The sequence below is a fragment of the Chryseobacterium sp. T16E-39 genome (assembly GCF_002216065.1).
In the GTDB taxonomy this organism is placed as follows: Bacteria; Bacteroidota; Bacteroidia; order Flavobacteriales; family Weeksellaceae; genus Chryseobacterium.
Genome location: NZ_CP022282.1, coordinates 2,850,392 through 2,872,658, shown reverse-complemented (window position 1 = coordinate 2,872,658; position 22,267 = coordinate 2,850,392). Strand labels below are relative to the sequence as shown.

General features: G+C 36.0%; 16 protein-coding genes. 13 read left to right on the top strand and 3 right to left on the bottom strand.

Translation table 11 applies throughout. The annotated features are described in order from the left end of the window. Positions 1 to 278: 278 nt before the first annotated feature. Both CEY12_RS12915 and CEY12_RS12910 read left to right on the top strand, forming a co-directional pair. Positions 279 to 1,958 carry a M23 family metallopeptidase gene (locus CEY12_RS12915; protein ID WP_089028076.1) on the top strand — a complete coding sequence of 560 codons (1,680 nt, stop codon included), beginning with the start codon at positions 279 to 281 and terminating at the stop codon, positions 1,956 to 1,958. 87 nt (positions 1,959 to 2,045) lie between these two features. Further along, positions 2,046 to 3,338 carry a phenylacetate--CoA ligase family protein gene (locus CEY12_RS12910; RefSeq protein ID WP_089028075.1) on the top strand — a complete coding sequence of 431 codons (1,293 nt, stop codon included), beginning with the start codon at positions 2,046 to 2,048 and terminating at the stop codon, positions 3,336 to 3,338. Positions 3,339 to 3,392: 54 nt separating this feature from the next. Here the strand turns inward: CEY12_RS12910 and CEY12_RS12905 are convergent, their stop codons facing one another. Continuing rightward, positions 3,393 to 4,646 carry an NAD(P)/FAD-dependent oxidoreductase gene (locus CEY12_RS12905; protein ID WP_089028074.1) on the bottom strand — a complete coding sequence of 418 codons (1,254 nt, stop codon included), beginning with the start codon at positions 4,644 to 4,646 and terminating at the stop codon, positions 3,393 to 3,395. A gap of 98 nt (positions 4,647 to 4,744) precedes the next feature. Between CEY12_RS12905 and hutH the strand changes: the two genes are divergently transcribed. From hutH to CEY12_RS12850, 11 genes are all read left to right on the top strand, one after another. Then, on the top strand, positions 4,745 to 6,271 hold the full coding sequence (hutH, locus tag CEY12_RS12900; RefSeq protein ID WP_089028073.1) for a histidine ammonia-lyase: 1,527 nt from the start codon (positions 4,745 to 4,747) through the stop codon (positions 6,269 to 6,271). Then, positions 6,268 to 7,374, top strand: coding sequence for a WG repeat-containing protein (locus CEY12_RS12895; RefSeq protein WP_089028072.1), 1,107 nt, complete (start codon positions 6,268 to 6,270; stop codon positions 7,372 to 7,374). The genes hutH and CEY12_RS12895 overlap by 4 nt, the downstream gene beginning before the upstream one ends. Positions 7,375 to 7,389: 15 nt before the next feature. Further along, entirely contained in the window at positions 7,390 to 8,121 is a 732-nt protein-coding gene (gene fabG, locus CEY12_RS12890) for a 3-oxoacyl-ACP reductase FabG (protein WP_089028071.1), read from the top strand. A gap of 18 nt (positions 8,122 to 8,139) precedes the next feature. After that, a complete protein-coding gene (locus CEY12_RS12885) occupies positions 8,140 to 9,360 on the top strand; it encodes a beta-ketoacyl-[acyl-carrier-protein] synthase family protein (RefSeq protein ID WP_089028070.1) in 1,221 nt (406 codons plus the stop codon). Between the two features lie 4 nt (positions 9,361 to 9,364). Further along, on the top strand, positions 9,365 to 9,619 hold the full coding sequence (locus CEY12_RS12880; RefSeq protein WP_089028069.1) for an acyl carrier protein: 255 nt from the start codon (positions 9,365 to 9,367) through the stop codon (positions 9,617 to 9,619). A gap of 59 nt (positions 9,620 to 9,678) precedes the next feature. Continuing rightward, positions 9,679 to 10,560 (top strand): lipid A biosynthesis acyltransferase, encoded by an 882-nt coding sequence (locus tag CEY12_RS12875; RefSeq protein ID WP_089028068.1) that lies wholly within the window; start codon positions 9,679 to 9,681, stop codon positions 10,558 to 10,560. A gap of 142 nt (positions 10,561 to 10,702) precedes the next feature. Further along, positions 10,703 to 12,232, top strand: coding sequence for a phytoene desaturase family protein (locus tag CEY12_RS12870; RefSeq protein WP_089028067.1), 1,530 nt, complete (start codon positions 10,703 to 10,705; stop codon positions 12,230 to 12,232). A gap of 88 nt (positions 12,233 to 12,320) precedes the next feature. Next, on the top strand, positions 12,321 to 13,979 hold the full coding sequence (locus CEY12_RS12865) for a C45 family peptidase (protein ID WP_089029871.1): 1,659 nt from the start codon (positions 12,321 to 12,323) through the stop codon (positions 13,977 to 13,979). Between the two features lie 240 nt (positions 13,980 to 14,219). Further along, on the top strand, positions 14,220 to 15,311 hold the full coding sequence (locus CEY12_RS12860; RefSeq protein WP_089028066.1) for a hypothetical protein: 1,092 nt from the start codon (positions 14,220 to 14,222) through the stop codon (positions 15,309 to 15,311). Between the two features lie 28 nt (positions 15,312 to 15,339). Next, positions 15,340 to 17,352 (top strand): FG-GAP-like repeat-containing protein, encoded by a 2,013-nt coding sequence (locus tag CEY12_RS12855; RefSeq protein ID WP_089028065.1) that lies wholly within the window; start codon positions 15,340 to 15,342, stop codon positions 17,350 to 17,352. Positions 17,353 to 17,847: 495 nt separating this feature from the next. Further along, a complete protein-coding gene (locus CEY12_RS12850) occupies positions 17,848 to 20,502 on the top strand; it encodes a T9SS-dependent M36 family metallopeptidase (RefSeq protein WP_089028064.1) in 2,655 nt (884 codons plus the stop codon). Between the two features lie 98 nt (positions 20,503 to 20,600). On the opposite strand, the gene CEY12_RS12845 is transcribed toward CEY12_RS12850, so the two are convergent. Then, on the bottom strand, positions 20,601 to 21,773 hold the full coding sequence (locus CEY12_RS12845) for a DUF2062 domain-containing protein (RefSeq protein ID WP_089028063.1): 1,173 nt from the start codon (positions 21,771 to 21,773) through the stop codon (positions 20,601 to 20,603). Positions 21,774 to 21,777: 4 nt separating this feature from the next. Beyond that, a complete protein-coding gene (locus tag CEY12_RS12840) occupies positions 21,778 to 22,263 on the bottom strand; it encodes a hypothetical protein (protein WP_089028062.1) in 486 nt (161 codons plus the stop codon). Positions 22,264 to 22,267: the final 4 nt, after the last annotated feature.

Sequence of the window (22,267 nt, the reverse complement as noted above, 5' to 3'; positions counted from 1 at the left end):
GAGATTTTTTAAATGGTATTCCTGATGATTTTTATAAATTTTCCTAATTAAAAATTAATGATTATATCAATAGAGGTGGGCTTTAGCCCACTTCCAAATTGTACATTTTATTATTTGGTTTAAACCAAAATATAAAATGTCCTCTCGCAGATTTGCGTAGATCACGTAGATTTTTTTAGCTTAAAATTTTAATTGGACCATAAATAACATGATGTGATCAGTGAAAAATCAATAAGCAAATTTTTGTAACTTTAAAATAACACTTAAAAACCACTTGAATGAAAATCCTTTTGAAATTATTGTTTACTATTTGTTGCATCAGTGGAAGTCTGATTTTTGGCCAGAATAAGTACCCTCAGAACTATTTTAGAAATCCATTGAATATTCCCATACAGTTGGCCGCAAATTTTGGAGCCGTCCGATCCAATCATTTTCACATGGGGTTGGATATACGAACCAATAGTCAGGAAAATCTACCGGTGGTTGCGGCTGCAGATGGTTATGTGAGCAGGATAAAAGTTGAACGCTATGGTTTTGGAAATGCCGTTTACATCACACACCCCAATGGATATACAACCGTTTATGCCCATCTGAATTCCTATTTTGATTCGCTTAACGAATATGTAAAACAGAAGCAGTATCAAGATGAGAAATGGGAGCAGGATATTACATTTTCTACCAGAGAGTTTCCCGTTACCAAGGGTCAGATAATTGCATTAAGTGGAAATACAGGAGGTTCCGCGGGACCTCATTTACATTTTGAGATCAGAGATACAAAGACCGAAGAATGCCTTAATCCTCTGCTTTTCGGTTTTACTATTCCGGATAGTATTGCACCCATTATCAGTGGGCTATATTGGTATGATAGACGTTTCAGTAGCTATGAGCCAGGGGCTAATGACATTGCTGTGAAAAAAACAGGAAATGTATACACTTCTAATATCGTTTATGTCTCCTCGCCTTCAGTAAGCTTTGCGATAAAAGCTGTAGATAAAGCAAATAAGGGTTTTAATTTAGGAATTTATGAGGCTCAGTTGCTGATGGATAATAAATTGATATACAGTTTTAAAATTGATAAAGTAAGTTATGATGATACCCGCTATATCAATGGGTGTATTGACTACGCAAAATTCATCCGGGATAAGATGAGTATTCAGCATTTATCTACATTGCCGGGAATGAAGTTGCCTGATTATAGTTCCGGTTCCAATGGAATTGTTAATCTTCAGGACGAAGACATTCATACGATCGAGATTGTTTTAAAAGATATCAATGGAAATACAAGCAGACTAACAACGCAAATCCAACTAAGTAAGATTTCTGATAGGGTGCCTTCCGGTAATAAATCGGTAAAGCCAAATGAAGGAAAGATAATTAAAACTGAAAATGCAGAAATCAATCTTAGTAAAAATTCGGTTTATGATGAGGTCAATTTCAATATGTCTGAAAGACCTGACCCGGAGGCGCCTTCTAATGCGATTCTTTTGCATAGTTTGTATGTTCCTGTTCATGACAGCTATTCTTTAAAAATAAAACCAAACAGAAATGTGAGCAATGCGGAAAAGAATCAGTCTGTAATAGAACTTAATTATGGAAGTGATAAGGATTTTGTCAAAGGAAAATGGAATGACAATTGGCTAGAAGGAGTGTTTAAGAGATTAGGTGTTGCAAGGTTGCTTATAGATGACAGCCTGCCTTCTGTCTCTTCGGGTTGGAAGGAGGGAGCACTCGTAGGAACCAGCTCTCTGCAATTAAAAGGTGTTACTAAAATAGGAGATATTGAATCATTCCGTGCTGAAATGGACGGAAAATGGCTCAGGTTTACCCGTGTAAAAGATAATTTTGTTTATGTTTTTGACGAGCACTGTCCAAAAGGTTCAGGCTTGCACACGTTGAAAGTTACAACGGCTAATACCGCAGGAAACGTAAATACACAAACTTTTACATTTCAGAGATAAAATTAGGAGCGGTTTCATTTTTTAATCTTTTAATCATTCAATCTTTTAATTTTAATTGAATAAATTTGTTCCATAAAAATAAAACCATTGGACTTCTATCCGTCAATTGAAAAATCAGACCTTCAGGAGATTAAAAGGTTTCAAGAGGGAAAACTTCAGGAACTGCTAATTTATCTTGAAAATAACTCGCCATTTTATCAGAAATTATTTAAAGAAAATAATATCAGTATTGATGATATCCAATCTTTAGAAGATTTAAAGAAGATCCCTACAACCACAAAGAATGATTTGCAACAGCATAATCATGATTTTTTCTGTATTCCCCCAAACAAAATTGTAGATTATAGTACTACTTCGGGAACTTTGGGGGATCCGGTTACTTTTGGACTGTCAGATCTTGATCTTGAAAGATTGGCTTATAATGAAGCGATCTCTTTTGCGTGCGCCGGAATACAAAGAGGAGATGTGGTGCAGATGATCACCACGATCGATAAAAGATTTATGGCTGGGCTGGCTTATTTTTTAGGATTAAGAAAAATGGGAGCGAGCGTAGTAAGAATGGGTCCCGGGATTCCGGAATTGCAATGGGACTCGATCTTCAGATATCAGCCCAAATACCTGATTACGGTTCCTTCTTTTTTATTGAAAATGATCGACTATGCTGAAAAACATGGATTGGATTACAAAAACTCCAGCATTTATGGAGCTGTTTGTATTGGAGAAAGTATAAAAAATCAGGATTTCACAGATAATATTCTTTCCCAGAAAATTAAGGAAAAATGGGATATCAAATTATTCTCTACTTATGCTTCGACGGAAATGAGTACTGCTTTTACAGAATGCGAATTCCAGATTGGGGGACATCATCATCCAGAATTAATTATTACTGAGATTCTTGATGATGAAGGAAATCACGTAAAAGAAGGTGAAAGTGGTGAATTAACGATTACGACTCTTGGGGTTGAGGCGATTCCTTTACTCAGATTTAAAACAGGGGATATTGTAAAAGCTCATTATGAAGCCTGTAAATGTGGCAGAAATACGATGCGGCTTGGTCCTGTGATTGGGAGAAAGCAACAGATGATCAAATATAAGGGGACTACTTTGTATCCACCTGCCATGAATGATATTTTAAATGATTTTAATAATCTACAATGCTTTCAGATTGTTATTCAGTCTAATGAAATTGGATTGGATGAAATCATTATTAAGGTAAGTACAGATGCTGAACCTGAGACTTTTGTTAATGAAGTCCGGGATCATTTTCGTGCAAAACTACGGGTGAGTCCGAAGATTGAAATTATAGAATTGGAGACTTTATCTAAAATTGTTCATAATCCAAACAGTAGGAAACCTATTACCTTTATCGATTTAAGATAAAAAACGATATAAATCATAATAAAAAAGCGGCCTCAATAGTCGGACCGCTTTTTTTTATTGTAATTCTTGCTGTTGTTTTTCTGTTTTAATCAGATTAGCAAGATTTTTTATCACGGTGTCATGTTTCTTCACAAAAGGATTATCCTTATCCCACACATAGCCTGCTAGAACTGCACATATTTTCTTTTTGACATCAGGATTTTCTGGCTGATGGAAGAATAATTCCTGAAGATTTCCGGTGTACCACTCTTTTACATAGGTCGTAAATACATCTACTCCATATAATATATAATCTGCATATTCTTTTTGCCAGTCTATGGATTCTCCATTTAATTGTCTGATCGCCAGCTTTGCAGCCAACATTCCTGATTCTGTGGCGAAAGCCATTCCTGATGAAAAAACAGGATCTAAGAATTCAGAGGCATTTCCTGTCAGTGCAAATCCATCACCGAATAAACTTTTAACAGAACAGGAATAATCTTTCAGATGTCTGGGTTCAAAAAGAAAGTCAATATTTCCGAAACGTTTTACATAATAATCGGAAAGTGATATGGCTTTTCTAAGTGCTTCTGCTGTGTCTCCATTTTCTGCCAACTTTTCGATATAATCAGTAGGTCCTACAATTCCGACACTGGTGTTTCCATTTGAAAAAGGGATGACCCACAGCCATACTTCTGTTTCAATGATGTCAAAGGAAATTAAAGTACCTTCTGTTCCCTCTTCCCTGTTGATGTCTTTCACATGGGAGAAAATGGCGGAATGCGGAGATAGTTTTGATGGTTTTTCCAAATCCAGTAAACGGGGCAAAACCCTGCCATATCCACTGGAATCAATAACAAATTTTGCATGGATCTCTTTTGTTTCTCCGTTCTTATTTTTTACAGTGGTTACAGAATTTGTTCCTTCAAATTGGATATCAATGACTTCTGTTTCAAATTCCAGATCAATACCTTTATTGATGACTTCATTAGCTAGTGTATGATCAAAATCAGCTCTTGGAACCTGCCAGGTCCAGTCCCAGCCACTTCCAAATTTATCGCTAAAATCAAATAGGCAGACTTCGTCACCTCGTAAGAAACGGGCACCCAGCTTCTTCTCAAAGTTCATTTTGTCCAAAGCAGGGAAAAGCCCGGCTTCATCGAAATGATCCATTACCCTGGGAATTAGGCTTTCGCCAACGACTAATCTTGGGAATTTGGTTTTTTCAACAACCTTTACGTTAATGTTGTTCTTCTTTAAGTATGAGGAAGATACGCATCCTGAAGGTCCGGCACCTATTACAAGAACATCAACAAACTCTTTACCCATCTTTGATTTTTTATTTTAATAATAACTTCTATCTTTGCCGCAAAATTAGTGACAATTAATTAATATTTTATAAAATTATCTATTATTACTTCTGATTAATGAAAATAGACAACTTTTTAACACTGAGGGATTTTCAAAAAATTATTATTGAAAATGAAAAAATAGAACTGGATGATGCACTTTTAACAAGAGTTGAAGAAAGCTTTCAGTTTTTAAAGGAGTTTTCAAAGAATAAGATAATTTATGGTGTAAATACAGGTTTTGGGCCGATGGCTCAATTTAAAATAAGTGATGAGGATACTCATCAGCTTCAATATAATCTGATAAGAAGCCATTCTTCAGGAATCGGAACTCCGTTACCTGCTTCAGAAGTTAAGGCTTGTATGTTGGCAAGACTTAATACCTTATCTCTTGGTAAATCTGGGGTTCATAGTTCTGTAATTTATTTACTTAAAGAATTAATAAACAGGGATATTACACCGTTGGTTTTTGAGCATGGAGGAGTTGGTGCGAGTGGTGATTTAGTTCAGTTAGCTCATTTAGCATTGGTATTAATCGGAGAAGGTGAGGTATTTTATAAAGGAGAGAGGAAATCGACACAAGCAGTTTTTGAAACTGAAGGGTTGCAGCCGATAAAAGTTGAAATTCGTGAAGGTCTTGCTCTAATGAACGGAACTTCAGTGATGTCTGGTATCGGAGCTGTTAATGCATATAAAGCCAATCAGCTTACGGAAATATCAGTGCAGCTTTCCTGTGCGATCAATGAAATTGTTCAGGCTTATGATGATCATTTCTCAGAGGTATTAAATGGAACCAAAAGACACCATGGCCAGCAAAAGATCGCAGAAAAAATGCGTGCCCATTTATCCGATAGTAAATTGATCCGAAAAAGAGAAGATCATCTATATACTCACTTCGAAGAACAGGAAAAAGTATTTAAAGAAAAAGTTCAGGAATATTATTCATTAAGATGTGTTCCTCAGATCTTAGGTCCGGTATTGGATACTCTGGAATACACGGAAGAAGTGCTTGAAAATGAGGTGAATTCCGCAAATGATAATCCGATCATTAACGTTGAAGATCAGCATGTTTATCATGGCGGAAATTTCCATGGAGATTATATCTCATTGGAGATGGATAAGCTAAAATTAGTGGTAACAAAATTAACAATGCTTGCAGAAAGACAGCTTAATTATCTTCTGAACTCCAAGATCAATGAAATTTTACCGCCTTTTGTTAATTTAGGTAAATTAGGATTTAATTTTGGGATGCAGGGAGTGCAGTTTACAGCAACGTCTACAACTGCTGAAAGCCAGATGTTATCCAATTCAATGTATGTTCACAGTATTCCCAATAATAATGATAATCAGGATATTGTAAGCATGGGGACCAATGCTGCTGTTATTTGCAGAAAAGTAATAGAAAATGCTTTTGAAGTGTTAAGTATAGAGGCAATTACTGTTGTTCAGGCTATTGAATATCTTGGTTTCCAGGATAAAGTGTCGACACCTACAAAGAAGCTGTATGAAGATATTAGAAAAATAATACCGGCTTTCTCTGATGATATGGTGATGTATCCTTATCTGGAAAAAGTAAAGCAATATCTTAAAAATACAGAAGCATGAAAAAAATATTAGTTATTTCATTAATGATCCTGGGCCAAAGTGTATTTGCTCAGGAGTTGGCTTTAGTAAAAGAAAAAGCCAAAATAGGATATATAGATAAATCGGGGAATTATAGTATTCAGCCCAATTATGATGCCGCAAAAGATTTCTCAGATGGATTAGCTGCAGTAAAGATAAAAGACAGCTGGGGGTTTATCGGTAAGGACGGTAAAATGGTTATAGAACCATCATTTTCGAGAACAAGGGATTTTAATGATGGCTTTTGCGCTGTGGAACGTGACGGGGCTTGGTTTTACATTGATAAAAAAGGTGAAAAACAGACGATGCCTTATTCTGATAAAATTTATGACTTTACCAGTGGAGTAGCTTTCATGAAAGTTGGAAATAAGGTTGGTGCATTTGATAAGGCAGGAAAAGTGACCATCCGTGCAGAATATGACGTGATCAAGCCTTTTCAAAATGGATATGCGAGAGCATCACAAAATGGAATGTGGGGAATCATTGATACCAATGGAAAGGTGATCGTTCCTGTAGAATATAAAGATGTTGGAGAATATGTGAATGGGGTAACGTGGGCGCAAAAAGAAAAAGCATATGGCGTTATTGATGGAAGTGTATTTACTGTGGTAGAAGGAGCGGATAAAATATGGGATTTTGGAAATCAGACACTTACCTATGCTAAAAGAAATGGGAAGGTAGGGTTTGTTGATAAAACCGGGAAATGGATCATAGAACCAAAGTTTGCCAAAGCAAGAGCTTTTAATCAGAATTTAGCTCCTGTATTCGAAGGAGGCAAATGGGGATATATAAATAAAGAAGGAAATTATGTTATAGAGCCTATGTATAGTGATGCAGAGGTTTTTAGTAATGATAATCTTGCCGCCGTAAAGGGAAAGAACTGGGGATTCATTGACACCACAGGGAAAGTGGTAATTCCAATGGATTATGAGATCTCTGTGAGCTTTGGGTTTAATGAAAAGAATAAGGGATTTAATAATGGAGTTTCAAGAGTAAAAAAATCTGGTAAATGGGGGTTTTTAGATACAAAAGGAAATTTATTAGGAAATAAATGGTTCTACAATGCAGAACTTTTTCATAATTAAAACTAACACTAAGACATGAAATGTGCAATTGTAACAGGAGGCTCCAGAGGTATTGGAAGAGCGATCTGTATAAAGCTAGCGGAGGAAAAAAACTATCATATACTGATTAACTATACATCGAATGAAGCCGCTGCAAAAGAGACGCTGGCAAAAGTTGTAGAGCTTGGTGCAACGGGAGAGATTCTTAAATTTGACGTAGGTAATTCTGAAGAAACCCTGAAAGTACTGGGAGATTGGCAGGAAAATAATGCCGATGCACTTGTTGAGGTTATTGTAAACAATGCCGGGATTACAAGAGACGGTTTGTTTATGTGGATGAAAAATGAAGACTGGAACAGTGTGATCAATACCAGTTTAAATGGATTTTTCAATGTAACCAACTTCTTTATTCAGAAATTGTTACGTAACAAATATGGTAGGATTATCAATATGGTTTCAGTTTCCGGAGTAAAAGGAACTGCCGGGCAAACCAATTATTCTGCTGCAAAAGGTGCTGTGGTGGGTGCTACAAAAGCACTGGCGCAAGAAGTTGCTAAAAGAAATATAACCGTAAATGCTGTAGCTCCGGGATTTATCAGAACAGATATGACGCAGGAGTTTAATGAAGATGAATTAAAAGCGATGATCCCTGCCAACAGATTTGGAGAAGCAGAAGAAGTGGCCGAACTGGTTGCATTTCTGGCTTCAAAGAAATCTTCTTACATTACAGGGGAAGTGATTAATATTAATGGCGGTATTTACTCATAATCAATAGAATAAGAAAAGATGGAAAATAGGGTTGTAATTACCGGAATGGGAATTTATTCTTGCATCGGAACTTCATTAGAAGAGGTGAAGGAATCCCTATATCAAGGAAAATCAGGTATTGTTCTTGAACAGGAAAGAAAAGATTTTGGGTATAGGTCGGGATTAACGGGACAAGTTCCCAAGCCGGATCTTAAAGGACTTCTCAACAGAAGACAGCGTGTAAGTATGGGGGAAGAAAGCGAATATGCTTACCTCGCTACCGTTGATGCTTTGAAGCAGGCCCAAATTGAAGAAGATTTTCTTGATCTGCATGAAGTGGGTATTTTATATGGAAATGACAGTGTATCTCAGGCTGTAGTGGAAGCAATTGATATTGCAAGGGAGAAGAAGGATACGACCTTAATGGGGTCAGGAGCCATTTTTAAGTCAATGAACTCTACGGTTACCATGAACCTTTCTACAATATTTAAGCTGAAAGGAATCAATCTTACGATCAGTGCTGCTTGTGCAAGTGGGTCTCATTCTTTGGGATTGGCTTATTTGATGATCAAAAGCGGATTGCAGGAGATGATTATATGTGGTGGAGCGCAGGAAACGAATAAATATTCAATGGCGAGTTTTGATGGATTAGGGGTATTTTCTGCAAGAGAAGATCACCCTGAAAAAGCATCAAGACCATTTGATTCAGCCAGAGACGGATTAATACCAAGTGGAGGTGCTGCAACCTTAATTGTCGAAAGTCTGGAGTCTGCACAAAGGAGAGGAGCTCCTATCCTGGGTGAAATCATCGGGTATGGTTTTTCTTCAAATGGCGGACATATTTCAACTCCAAATGTTGATGGTCCTGCCTTAGCAATGGACAGGGCATTGAAGCAATCAGGATTACAGGCAAAAGATATAGACTATATCAATGCTCACGCAACTTCGACTCCAATAGGAGATGCTAATGAAGCGAGAGCGATCTATGAAATTTTTGGGGAAGAGGTTCCTGTGAGCTCTACAAAATCAATGACGGGGCATGAATGCTGGATGGCAGGAGCCAGTGAAGTCATTTACTCTATGTTGATGATGCAGCATGATTTCATAGCGCCAAACATTAATCTTGAAAATCCTGATGAAGAAGCAAAAAGGATAAATTTAATCTCCAAAACAAAAAATCAAAAAATTGACGTATTTTTGTCCAATTCTTTCGGATTTGGGGGAACGAATTCGGCATTAATTGTAAAAAAATTTGATTAAAAACATGGAAAGAGAAAAAATTGTTGCTATCGTTAATGATTTTTTAGTAAATGAATTTGAGGTAGACAGCGATGAAATAAACAAAGACGCTAACCTTAAAACAACACTAGGTTTGGACAGTTTGGATTATATTGACATGGTTGTCATTATAGAAGCTAATTTCGGAGTAAAATTGGGTGAGGCAGACTTTAAAAAGATGATCACATTTGATGATTTCTACTCAACTATTGAAGAAAAAATAGCTAATAAAAACGCATAACTATTGATTGAACTTTATTTTTTTTACATAAAATTCTACATAAGTCGCACAAATAACCAATGAACAAATGGAAGGGTAAGTCTAAAGGGACAATATTGGGATATAAAATATTTGTCTACTGTATTAGAAATATCGGCATTAAGAGTTCTTATTTTGTTCTTTATTTTGTGGCCACTTATTACTTTCTATTCCTGAAAAAGAGTAATCAGTATATCTTTTATTATTTCAACCAAAGGCTTGGATATAATTTTTGGAAATCTAAGCTTTCAGTATTTAAAAGTTATTTTATTTTCGGAAAAGTTTTAATTGATAAGACTGCCATTTCTGTAGGTCTTAGAAACCGCTTTACGTACGAATTTGACGGGATTCAAAATCTTAAAGATCTTTTGAGTGAGAAAAAAGGCGGGGTTCTGATCAGTGCCCATATCGGGAACTTTGAAATTGCAGAGCATTTTTTTGCAGATATTGATTTTGACTGTCAGATTAATCTGGTTACTACAGATCAGGAGGTTACGGTGATTAAAGAGTATATGGATAGTGTTGCTGTGAAAAAAAGTAATATCAAATTTATCTATGTGAAAGATGATATGTCCCATATTTTCGATATCAATACAGCGCTATCAAATAATGAATTGATTTGTTTCACAGGAGACCGTTATTTTGAAGGTTCAAAGTTTCTTGAAACAGGGCTGTTAGGAAAAACTGCAAAATTCCCGGCAGGCCCATTTCTTATTGCTTCCAGGCTTGGGGTTCCGGTGGTATATGTATATGTAATGAAAGAAAAAAATCTTCATTATCATCTTTATGCCCGGGTGGCACAGGTAAAAAAACGTGATGCTCAGGGACTGCTCAACTCGTATGTGCAGAATCTGGAGTCTATGCTTCAGAAATATCCGCTCCAATGGTTCAATTATTTTGATTTTTGGGATGATATTAATTAATTTTCTATACTTTTAGGGCATAAAAACGAATAATAAACCTAGCCTGCCAATATCCAATTAAAAATTAAGATTTCCAATTTTAAGAAGGTCACAGTACAGGATTGATCTTGATTTTTAAATAATCTAATAACATATTTTCCTTTTGAAAAAAGAATACGACATACTTGTAATCGGGAGTGGATTAGGAGGTCTTGTTTCAGCTCTGATTTTAGCGAAAGAAGGCTTGAAAGTATGTGTATTGGAGAAAAATAATCAATACGGAGGAAATTTACAGACCTTTTCCAGGAACAAATTGATCTTTGACACAGGAGTTCATTATCTGGGTGGGTTGTCAAAAGGGCAGAACCTCAATCAGTTTTTTTCCTATCTGGAAATAATGGACGATCTGGAAATCGAACAAATGGATGTGGATGGATTCGATAAAATTACTTTTAATGGAGATGAGATTGAATATCCGCATGCTCAGGGTTATGATAATTTTGTATTGCAACTGGTAGAGTTTTTTCCAGACGAAAAAGAGAATCTTGAACGTTACTGTGAAGAGATTCAGTACATTTGCAGCCATTTTCCGAGATTTAATGTAACCGGAAGTAATCATTATAACGATGAAGTACTTCATCTTAATACCAGGAGGTTCATAGAATCAATTACCTCTGATAAAAAACTACAATCTGTATTGTTGGGATCTAATTTTCTATATGGTGGAGATTCCGAAAACACCCCGTTTTATGTTCATGCCCTTACGGTTAACTCCTATATTCAAAGCGCTTATAAATGTGTAAAAGGAGGGAGCCAGATTTCCAGATTACTTATCAGGAAGTTACGGGAATATGGGGCTGAAGTACACAAGCATGCTGAGGTTTCTGAGATGGTTTTTAATGATGACGAAGTTCTGGTCGCTGTAAAAACCAGAAATGGGAAAGAGTATGCTGCCAGGAAATTTATTTCCAATATAGAAATCCGTTCAACGATACAACTGATAGGTGAGAAGCGATTGAGAAAATCCTTTCTGAACAGGGTTCTGAGTTGGGAACCGGTTTCCTCTTGTTTTAGTGTCTATCTTGTTTTAAAACCCAATACGATCCCCTATTTTAATAATAACGTTTATCATTATTCGACTGAAGAACTGGCCTGGAATGCCTGCTGTTATAAAAAAGAAATGTGGCCGGAAACCTATATGCTTAGTTCAACAGCATCAAGACCACACCCTGAATTTGCAGAAAGTATAACGGCCATTTCATATATGGATTTTGAAGAGGTTAAAACCTGGCAAAACACGGTAAGTACCGTAGTAGAAGAACACGAAAGAGGAAGCGCATATGAAGAATTTAAATTAGACAAGGCGTATAAGATGATTGACGCTTTGGAAAAGAAAATTCCTGGTCTTAAAAAAGTGATTACAAATATTTATACCTCTTCACCGCTCTCTTATCGGGATTATATTGGGAGTTTTGAAGGAAATATGTATGGTTATGTAAAAAGTTCTGAAAACCCTTTAAAAACGATGGTTTCGCCTAAGACGAAAATTGATAATCTTTTTTTAACGGGGCAGTCTGTTAATATGCATGGAATTTTAGGAGTAACGATAGGAGCGTTTAATACTTGTGCAGAAATAGTTGGGAAGGAACTTATTGATGAACGTTTGAGACAAATGACTGAAGCAAATGATTGAAAATAACCTCGATATTGTCATTCAACATGAAGCCAGGAAAAATGTAGAATTTCGATTCGCAAAAATCTCTTTTATTCAAAATCATGAGATGAGAAAATTATTATTCTGTCTTTTTTTCATGCTTGGTCTTGTTTCCTGTGGTATCAGAAAATCTATTCACCATCTTCCAAATATCAAACAGTATTCATTGGAAATTCCGGAGGTTAAGATAATCAATGATTCTACTTTTAGTTTTGATCAGAATTATTTAACTAAAAATAAACAGCAGCTATGGGAGCTTTATATTAAAGGAAATTCTCTTCAGCTGGGTTACAATAATGGTGCTCTTACTAAGGATCTGATGCAAAAGCAGGAAGCGGTTTTCTTCTCTAAGGTTGAGGGATTTGTACCGTCAAAATTTAAACAAAAGTTATTAAGGGGTTTTCTGAAATGGTATAACAGGAAAATGTACCTCAATATCCGGGAGGACTATCAGGCGGAATTGTATGGCTTATCCCGATATTCATCTGATCAGTATGATTTTATTGCTCCAAGATATTTAAGGAGTCTGTATCTGCATGGAGCTCATGATATTGGACACGCGATGCAGGATCTTGCCATAGTGGGATGCAGCTCATTAGCCGTGTGGAATGAAAATACGGAAGATGGAGACCTTTTGATAGGTCGTAATTTTGATTTCTATGTCGGGGATGATTTTGCAAAAAATAAGCTTATTCAATTTGTAGAACCGGAAGCAGGTATTCCTTATATGTCTGTAAGCTGGCCGGGAATGATCGGGGTTGTTTCGGGAATGAATAAAGAAGGTATTACTGTGACCATCAATGCGGGAAAGTCTAAAATTCCCTTAACGGCAAAAACGCCCATATCTTTTGTGACCAGGGAGATTTTACAGTATGCCAGGAATATTGACGAAGCAATTGCTATCGCAAAAAAAAGAAAAGTTTTCGTTTCAGAATCGATACTGGTTGGAAGTGCTAATGACAAGAAAGCTGTTATTATCGAAGTTTCCCCTAATAAATTGGGGGTCTATAAGGTTGAAAATTCAAGCCGTATTTTCTGTACCAACCATTTTCAATCTGAAGAATATAAGGATGACAGAAGAAACCGGAAACAGATACGTGAAAGCCACTCAGAATACCGTTATGAAAAACTTGAAGAATTGTTTCGGGAGAACAAAAAACTGAATCCCGAAGAAATGGCAGCTATACTGAGAGATAGGTCAGGCTTAAAGGGAGAGAGAATAGGGTATGGAAATGAAAAGGCACTTAATCAACTGCTGGCTCATCATGCGGTTATATTTTCACCACAAAAGAAATTGGTATGGGTCTCCTCAAATCCTTACCAATTGGGAGAATTTGTGTGTTATAATCTCAATAAAATCTTTTCGAAAGACCGGTTAAAAACCGGAGAATTGGCAAGTGCTGATTTGAATATAGCGAAAGATCCTTTTGTTGATTCACAGGAATTTAAAGATTTCGGAGAATATAAGCATCTGAATGCTCAAATAAATGCTGCTATTGATGATCGTGATAAAATGCTTACAGATGACTTCATTCTACGTTATCAAGCTTTGAATCCTGATCTTTGGGAAGTCTATTACAAGGCTGGAAAATATTACCTAAATAAAAAAGAATATTCTAAAGCAGTAGTAGAGTTTGAAAAAGCGCTCTCAAAGGAGATTACTACTGTGCCTGATAAAGAAAATGTAGAGAAATATTTACGAAGGGCTAAAAGACATACAGATTGATTTTTCTTATTTCATGGTCTTGATAATTATACATATTAATCGTTATTCCTTGTCTAATTTTCATTTTATTTTAAAATGTTAATTTTTGTTTTATGAGTCAAGTTGTTTGTTTTATTAATAAATTCATTTTGTTTTAACGGTTTTAGTTTTTTATTTTAATCAATAAGGTTTTTTTATTGTAAAATATTTGGTTGTTTTAAGGTTTATTATTTATATTGGTTTCCTTAAATTACTAAATGAATGAAAAAAATCTATTTGATGTTTTTATGCCTGATTGTGCTGTTTTCTTGTAAAAATGATGATAGAATAGAAGGGGTAAAAGTAGAAAGTTCTACCGTTAATTTTGATATTAATGCTGTTCCTTACGCTAAATTGTCTACATATTCTTTCTTTACCGGAGAACTTAAAAACTTAACGCCGTCACGCAAAGTATTGCCTTATGAACCAGCGAGTTCCCTTTTTACTGACTACGCTTTAAAAAAGAGATTTATCTGGATGCCTGATGGGGTAAAAGCTACTTATGACGGAGATAGCAAAGCACTGAATTTTCCTGTTGGAACAGTTTTAATAAAAAGCTTTTATTATAATACGATACAGCCAAACAATACCACAAAGATACTTGAGACCAGACTCATGATCAGAAAGTCAAGTGGTTGGATATTTGCAGAATACTTGTGGAATGATGATCAGACAGAGGCTAATTTGGTAACAGGAACTGATTTTGCAAGTGGGAGTTCTAAAAATATTACCTTCAAAAAAGAGAATAATGATATTATTAATGAAGATTACAGGATACCATCGGAATCAGAATGTTATGCCTGTCACAAACTTGATAATAAACCTGTTCCAATCGGTGTAAAACCTCAAAACCTCAATACAAATTATAATTATCCCGGACTTATTAAAAATCAATTGCAGAAATTGGTGGATGAAGGATATCTGGTCAGTTATCCTGCTAATATTGTTTCCACTGTGAATTACAGAGATACAAGCAAGCCGGTAGATATAAGACTGAGGTCTTATTTGGATATCAACTGTGCACATTGTCATCAGCAGAATGCCCGTTGTGATTATCGTGCTATTCGTTTGAGTTTTAGCCAGACAACCAACTTAACGAATATGGGAGTGTGTGTAATGGCGGACGAACCTCTAGGTCCTTCATTAGAAAAAATTATAACACCGGGAAATCATAATAAGTCGGTGATGAACTTTAGACTTAATTCTACAGATGAGAGCAAGCGAATGCCTTTGTTAGGAAGAACAATAGTACACGATGAAGGTGTTGAGCTCCTCAAACAGTGGATTAACTCACTAAACCAAACCTGTCCTTAAACGAAAAACTAATCAAAATGAAGAAAATATGAGAAAAAATTTATCCTTTCTTGTTGTATTGTTCAATATAACATGGGGAATTGCACAACTCACATGTGCTTCCGCGGTAGATCTTACAGCCGGAACACATACAGCACCAGCAGTTACAGGGACTGCGGTTACTTCAGTTTGTGGCTTAGGAAGCCTGGGCACGGCCGGATTATGGTATAAATACACAGCGACTCAAGACAAAAGTGTAACTGTTTCTACAGTAATCGCAGGGCAGAATATAGATACAAGACTGATCGTGTACAAAGGAACCTGTGGAGCACTTGCTTGCGTTGCTGCAAATGATGATTTTTCGGGAAATTCTTCCCAGGTCACATTTTCTGCAATAGCTGGAAATAGCTATTACATTGTATTCGATAACAAATGGTCCAGTTTAGGATTTAACTTTACCTTGACAGAGGCAACACCAATTATAAACCGACTTTCATTTACTCCTCAACCAGTGAGTGCTGCCGGAAATTTTAATCACTGTGTGGTCGATATGAACGGAGACTACCTGGATGATATCGTATCTGTGGTCAATAATACACAAATGGTCATTTCATACCAACAGTCGGGGGGAGGATTTAATAATGTAACGTATACAATTCCCAATACAATAGTATTACCAACCTGGAGTATTGCCGCAGGAGATTACGATAATAACGGATTTAATGATCTGATCTATGGTTCAGGAAGTGGGGTTACTTTTGTAAAAGCTAATGCTGACGGAACAGGGTATACTTCTGACCGAAAGCCTCAGTCATTTTTAACCCAACGTACCAACTTTATAGATATCAATAAAGATGGAAAGCTGGATGCTTTTGTCTGCGATGATAATGCTCCCAATAGATTTTATTTGAATGATGGAACCAATATGAATCATAACCAGGGAGGATTAGGAAATTTTCCTTCAGGAGGCAATTATGGTTCTATCTGGATCGATTATGATAATGATGGAGATATGGATATGTATATTGCAAAATGCAGTGGCGGAGGATCGGGGCCTGGTGGAAATATCGATGAATTGCACAGGAATAACGGAGACGGGACCTTCACAAATGTTGCCGTTGCCGCAAATATGGCTAATCCCACTCAGACGTGGTCTTCAGCGTGGGGAGATTTTAATAATGATGGGTGGATGGATGCTGTGATTGGAATAAATTCTACAGCTAATGGTCTTAGTAAAGTGATGAAGAATAATGGGGATGGAACCTTTACGGATGTATCTGCAGGTTCTGGGTATGAAATGATTAATAACCTGAGCCGTGAATATGTAGCTTACGATTTTGATAATGACGGATTTCTTGATGTATTAGGAGCGGGAAATACAATTATGTTTGGTGATGGAAATTTTAAATTTAGTCCCAATCTTAATCCATATACCTTAGATCATGATAACAGGCCGATAGGAGATTTGAATAATGACGGTTTCCTGGATATTCAAAATGGAAATACAATCATGTTAAATGATGGAAATACCAATAAATGGCTTAAAGTAACTTTACAGGGAACACAAAGTAACAGAAACGGAATTGGAGCAAGAGTAGAAATCTATGGAGCCTGGGGTAAGCAAATCCGTGATGTACAAAGTGGTGTTGGATTCCAGAATATGAATACCCTGAATGCCCACTTTGGAATTGGTCAGGCTACAGCTATTACTAAAGTGGTTATAAAGTGGCCGTCTGGTGTAGTTGATGTCATTTTGAATGTAACACCCAATACCACATTGCATGTCGTGGAGGGAACTCATTTAGATGTAAAAGAGGTACAGAATAGCCAGGTTTTATTTACTGTATATCCTAATCCAAGTGATGATATTCTAAATATTAAAGCTGCAAATAACTTTGTTCCTGCAGAAGCAAAACTTTATGATTTGAATGGCAGGACCGTGTTGCAGAAAAAGGTGGAAGGAAATTCAATTTCTATAAAAGAATTGACTTCCGGAGTTTATATTCTCGTTTTGGCAGATAAAAATGGTAAAACCTATTCTCAAAAGGTAACAAAAAAATAGAAATATTAGTGTTTCGAAAGATGAAAAAACTGCAAAGTCGAAAGGCTTTGCAGTTTTTAATTATAACTTAAATTCAAATATGGGATGATATTATTTATAATCACCATCAAAAAAATAATCCCATTTTCAGGATTTTAAAAATAGGTTAGGATTAAATTATTTTTATTCTATGTAAAGAGGATCAATCTAAAATATAAATAATTGGGTATTTTTCTTTTTTTTTATAGAATATTGGTGAGATTTAGGCTTTAGGATGATGTATAATTCCTTAAATGGAGACTTTGATATCCTTTTTTATAAATAAGCGTAATCTGATTTATTTTACAAATTATAGCTTTTATATAATAAAATATATTGAAATTATAATTTTAAATTAAAATTTTATAGTTTTTTTAAATTGATGTTTAAATTATTAATTCTTTATTTTTTTAATCATTTCACTAATTAATTCGCAAAAAAATACATAAATTGGTGGCTTACTAAAAAAGATGTATTATGATTAGAATTAAATTTACTATTAAATTTTTACTTTTATCCTCTCTCGCCTGTTTTGGCTCTCTTTCTGCCCAGAAATATGAGCGGATTATAGGAGGATATATGAATTCTGCAAAAGGCCCCTTACAAAAAGTGAGCTCGGAACTGAAAGCTTTTCAGATTATCAATGTTGATCCATCTAAAAGTTTGAAAGGTGATGTGGTAGGGATACAACAAACTCTTAATGGAATCCCTGTTTTCGGGAGTTCAGCAAATGTTTTGGTTCGTGGAAATGAAGTGTTAAGCTTTGCAGACACCTTCATCAAAGATTATCCTACCAATATTAAAGGTAAAGAAAATGCCAATAAAGATCTCATGATCGATGAGGCAGTAAAAAAAATTAATAAGAACGCTTCTTCAAAGGATAGTAAAGCATTACAAAATCCTATTAAAGCAACAACTGTTTATTACTCAAAAGCAGGTACTTTACAATTGGGATACCAGTTCTTTATTGAAGAAAAAGGAACAAGTAATGTGTGGAATGTGATTATAAGTACTGAAGACGGTTCTATTTTGTATAAGGAAAATACAACTGTTTCGTGTGATTTTCATTCTGATGCTTATGAGCATTTACCTTTAGAGATATCTCAAACAAATGAAACAGCACAGCCTTATTTGCTTCCGGCCAACCTGAAAAAGACAGCTGCTAATTTTGTTTTTGCGCCAGATGATGCCTCTTATAAGGTGCTTGCGTTTCCTATTGAAGGACCTACATTTGGAAACAGAACCCTGATTTCTAATCCCTGGGATCTAACAGCCTCTCCAGAAGGCTGGCATTCTGATGGAACGAATCATTATACCATAACAAGAGGAAATAACACCTATACATATACCGATGAGAATAATACAAACACGCCTCAGTTTTCTCCGGATGGAGGTGCATCAAGAGTATTTGATTTCCCAATGGATGTTACTTTGCCTCCGCAAAATTATACCTCTGCGGCAGTAACAAATCTGTTTTATACCACCAATAAAATGCATGATGTGTTTTATAAGTTTGGATTTACAGAATCTGCCCGAAATTTTCAGATGAATAATTTTACCAATGGCGGTACTGGAAATGATCCGGTTCTTGCTGAAGCTAGAGACGGAGGATCCTACAATAACGCGAATTTTAACCCTGCTGTGGAAGGAACAAGCGGTAGAATGCAGATGTATCTTTTTGAACCAAAAGATATGCAGAATCTTTTTTATAATGCACCGGCAAACTATACGACAAGAATACCGAAAAGTGCTACCGCTGCTTTTGGACCGGAACTTGAGGGGAATCCTCCGGTAACGGGTGATCTGGCTCTGCCGGTTCCAGCAAATGCATGTACTGCTATTGCGGCAGGAACCCTGACTGGGAAAATTGCCGTAACTACTGCAGGAGGTTGCGCATTTGCACTTAAAACAAAAAATCTTCAGACAGCTGGAGCTATTGGTGTTATTCAATATCATCCAAACAGTGATACACCAGTCGGTTTAGGAGGATCTGATGCTTCAATTACAATACCTACTATTATGATTGGAAAATCAGAAGGTGAATTTTTGGTTAATCAATTAACAGCAGGAACTACAGTAAATGGAACGCTGAAATATGATAAGCAGAATTATATTTATAAAGATGGAAGTCTTGATAATGGCGTAGTGGCTCATGAATATGGACATGGTATCTCCAATCGATTGACTGGTACTGGAAGCAGCTGTTTGTCATGGATTGATGATAACGAACAGATGGGAGAAGGCTGGTCTGATTTTTTTGCTCTAATGGTAACCAACAGGCCTGGAGATAATGCCTCTGTACCAAGAGGAATGGGTACTTTTACGAAAGGACAGCAAATCAATGAAGCAGGTATACGACCTGCAAAATATTCACCTGATTTTAGCATTAATAATTTCACTTATGCAAGGACCAACGGGATGAAGGTTAATGATGTACTAGGTGGTGCTTACCCGGTTACAAGACCAGATGTTCACAGCATTGGCTTCATTTGGGCTACAATGTTATGGGACTTAAATTGGAACTATGTTGAAAAGTATGGTTATAACAGCAATGTATTGGCTGATCCTAACAGTGGAAGTGCAAAAGTATTACAATTGGTTATGGATGCTCTTAAACTGCAGCCATGTAACCCTAGTTTTATACAGGGAAGAGATGCTATATTGGCTGCTGACCAGGCAACAACAGGAGGAGTTGATAAATGTATGATCTGGAAAACGTTTGCAAAAAGAGGGTTGGGAGTCAATGCAAGTCCTGGTGGATTGAATGGTCTTTATATGGGCTTCAATGATCCTGCAGCTGAGCTTAATGATCAGGTTGAAGATTTCACCATTCCAACTGAATGTAACACGCTAGGTACAAAAGAAACGATTACTTCCAGTAACAGTGGAATCTCGATCTATCCAAATCCTGTCAAAGATGAGTTTAGCATAAAAGTGCCTTCCAATAATGATTTATCTGGAATTACTACAGTAGCGATCTATGATCTTACGGGTAAATTAGTTAGTACAGAATATATTAACCTTAACCAGCAGCAAAAGGTTAATGTTTCCAAGCTAATCAATGGAGCTTATATGGTTAAGATTACTAATAAAACAATTAATTTCAGTCAGAAAATTATTGTGTCAAAATAAAGAAAAATGTAATAAAAAGAAAAATGTAATAATTAGATCGGAGAAGTCTTAGAATTTATATTCTAAGGCTTTTCTTTTTTATACATAAGTGATCATAATTATTCGTTGTCGGGATTTACCTTATTCAAAAAAAGATAAACACCTATTCCTGAAATCACAGATACTGTGCTTGCCAGGATCAAACTGCCTATAATGTATTGGAGAAGGTTATTCTTAACCAGATCGAAATTTAATTCCTGACCAAATACATTACTTTCTCCGTGGACGAAAGGAGAACCCACAAATAATGAGGCGGCAATTATAAATGGGATAAATGGAGGCAGGCTTATATTGGATGCTACAAAAGCCAGGACTTTGTTTAATTTGAAGAGGACAGACAGAGAAATGACAAGCAATGTCTGGAATCCCCAGAAAGGAGATAAACCTATAAAAACACCAAATGCAACAGAAAAAGCTTTGGTTCGGTTACTGCCATCGCTCTCCAGAACATCTTCTTTGATGAATTTTTTAAAACTTTTCTTCCGGAAGTTGTTGATGAAATTTCTTGGAATAATATAAACCAATGTGATGGTAACGAGAATGGTATTCAGAATACTGATCCGTGTAAAATCCTTAAACGGTCTGAAATGAGATACCCGTTCTGCCGGATCATAAAGAACTTTTACCGGAACATTTTTTACGGGAACATGTCTCCATGCTGATCGTACAATAATTTCGATTTCAAATTCAAATTTCGGGGTAAAATATTTCTTTGGGATTTTAAGTAAAGGATACAGCCGATAACCTGATTGGGTATCTTCTAATTTAATACCGGTTTCAAACCAGAACCAGAAATTAGAAAATCGGTTTCCAAAACTGCTTTTCTTAGGAATTCCATCCTGTGACATATTTCGGTTACCAATCAGAAGAATGTCTTTTTTTTCCTGAATGAGAGCCTCTACAAAAACCGGAATGTCATCAGGGTAGTGCTGACCATCAGAGTCAATTGTTATTGCATAATGATATCCTGATTCTTTGGCTTTTCTGAACCCTGTTTTTAAGCCATTTCCTTTTCCTTTATTTTCCGGAAGGGTAAGTGTTGTAATCTGAGGATATCGATTCAGAATCTGAGCTGTAGAATCGGTGGATCCATCATTGACAACAATAATATTTGAGGTATATTCTAAGACACCCTCAATAACTCGGGTAAGCGTTCTTTCATTGTTGTAAGTGGGAATTAAAACACAAATTTTCTTTTCGGAAATTGCATTTTGTACTTCAGGAAGGGTCATTGTTTTATTTTAATGAAGCTTTATCTGCAGGTGTGAAAGTTTTAGACTGTGCTGCAAATTTCTGAATATAGCTTTTTAATGCTGAATTCTGTTTGCTGTAGTTACTCAAAATAAACGTTTTATCATCTTTTAAACTGGAATGATATCCAACGATCTTAGGGATGTTTTCCTGAACGCTTAATCTGATTACTCTTAATTCGATATTGTTTGTATTGCTTTTTATGATGCTTTCCAGGCTTGTTGCTCCAGCTTTTACAAAAGATTTTCTCTTTCCTTTTTCAGTGGTTACTTTAGCCTCCATAATTTGGGCCGCCGCTTTATAACCGGCAATAACCGGATCTGATGAAGATTGCTTTTCAGCAAGGTTGATAAAGGACTGAGTATTGGAATTGGATTGATTCGCTTTTGCATAGCTGTTTCTCAATGATTCCAAATCAGAGGATTGAAAGAAAAAAAGAAATGCGGTTACCAGGGATAAGATCAATTTCATGAGT

Coding starts and splice junctions, on each gene's coding strand:
- CEY12_RS12915 (WP_089028076.1), top strand. CDS start 279: ATGAAAATCCTTTTGAAATTATTGTTTACTATTTGTTGCATCAGTGGA.
- CEY12_RS12905 (WP_089028074.1), bottom strand. CDS start 4,646: ATGGGTAAAGAGTTTGTTGATGTTCTTGTAATAGGTGCCGGACCTTCA.
- hutH (WP_089028073.1), top strand. CDS start 4,745: ATGAAAATAGACAACTTTTTAACACTGAGGGATTTTCAAAAAATTATT.
- CEY12_RS12895 (WP_089028072.1), top strand. CDS start 6,268: ATGAAAAAAATATTAGTTATTTCATTAATGATCCTGGGCCAAAGTGTA.
- fabG (WP_089028071.1), top strand. CDS start 7,390: ATGAAATGTGCAATTGTAACAGGAGGCTCCAGAGGTATTGGAAGAGCG.
- CEY12_RS12885 (WP_089028070.1), top strand. CDS start 8,140: ATGGAAAATAGGGTTGTAATTACCGGAATGGGAATTTATTCTTGCATC.
- CEY12_RS12880 (WP_089028069.1), top strand. CDS start 9,365: ATGGAAAGAGAAAAAATTGTTGCTATCGTTAATGATTTTTTAGTAAAT.
- CEY12_RS12875 (WP_089028068.1), top strand. CDS start 9,679: ATGAACAAATGGAAGGGTAAGTCTAAAGGGACAATATTGGGATATAAA.
- CEY12_RS12865 (WP_089029871.1), top strand. CDS start 12,321: ATGAGAAAATTATTATTCTGTCTTTTTTTCATGCTTGGTCTTGTTTCC.
- CEY12_RS12860 (WP_089028066.1), top strand. CDS start 14,220: ATGAAAAAAATCTATTTGATGTTTTTATGCCTGATTGTGCTGTTTTCT.
- CEY12_RS12855 (WP_089028065.1), top strand. CDS start 15,340: ATGAGAAAAAATTTATCCTTTCTTGTTGTATTGTTCAATATAACATGG.
- CEY12_RS12850 (WP_089028064.1), top strand. CDS start 17,848: ATGATTAGAATTAAATTTACTATTAAATTTTTACTTTTATCCTCTCTC.
- CEY12_RS12845 (WP_089028063.1), bottom strand. CDS start 21,773: ATGACCCTTCCTGAAGTACAAAATGCAATTTCCGAAAAGAAAATTTGT.
- CEY12_RS12840 (WP_089028062.1), bottom strand. CDS start 22,263: ATGAAATTGATCTTATCCCTGGTAACCGCATTTCTTTTTTTCTTTCAA.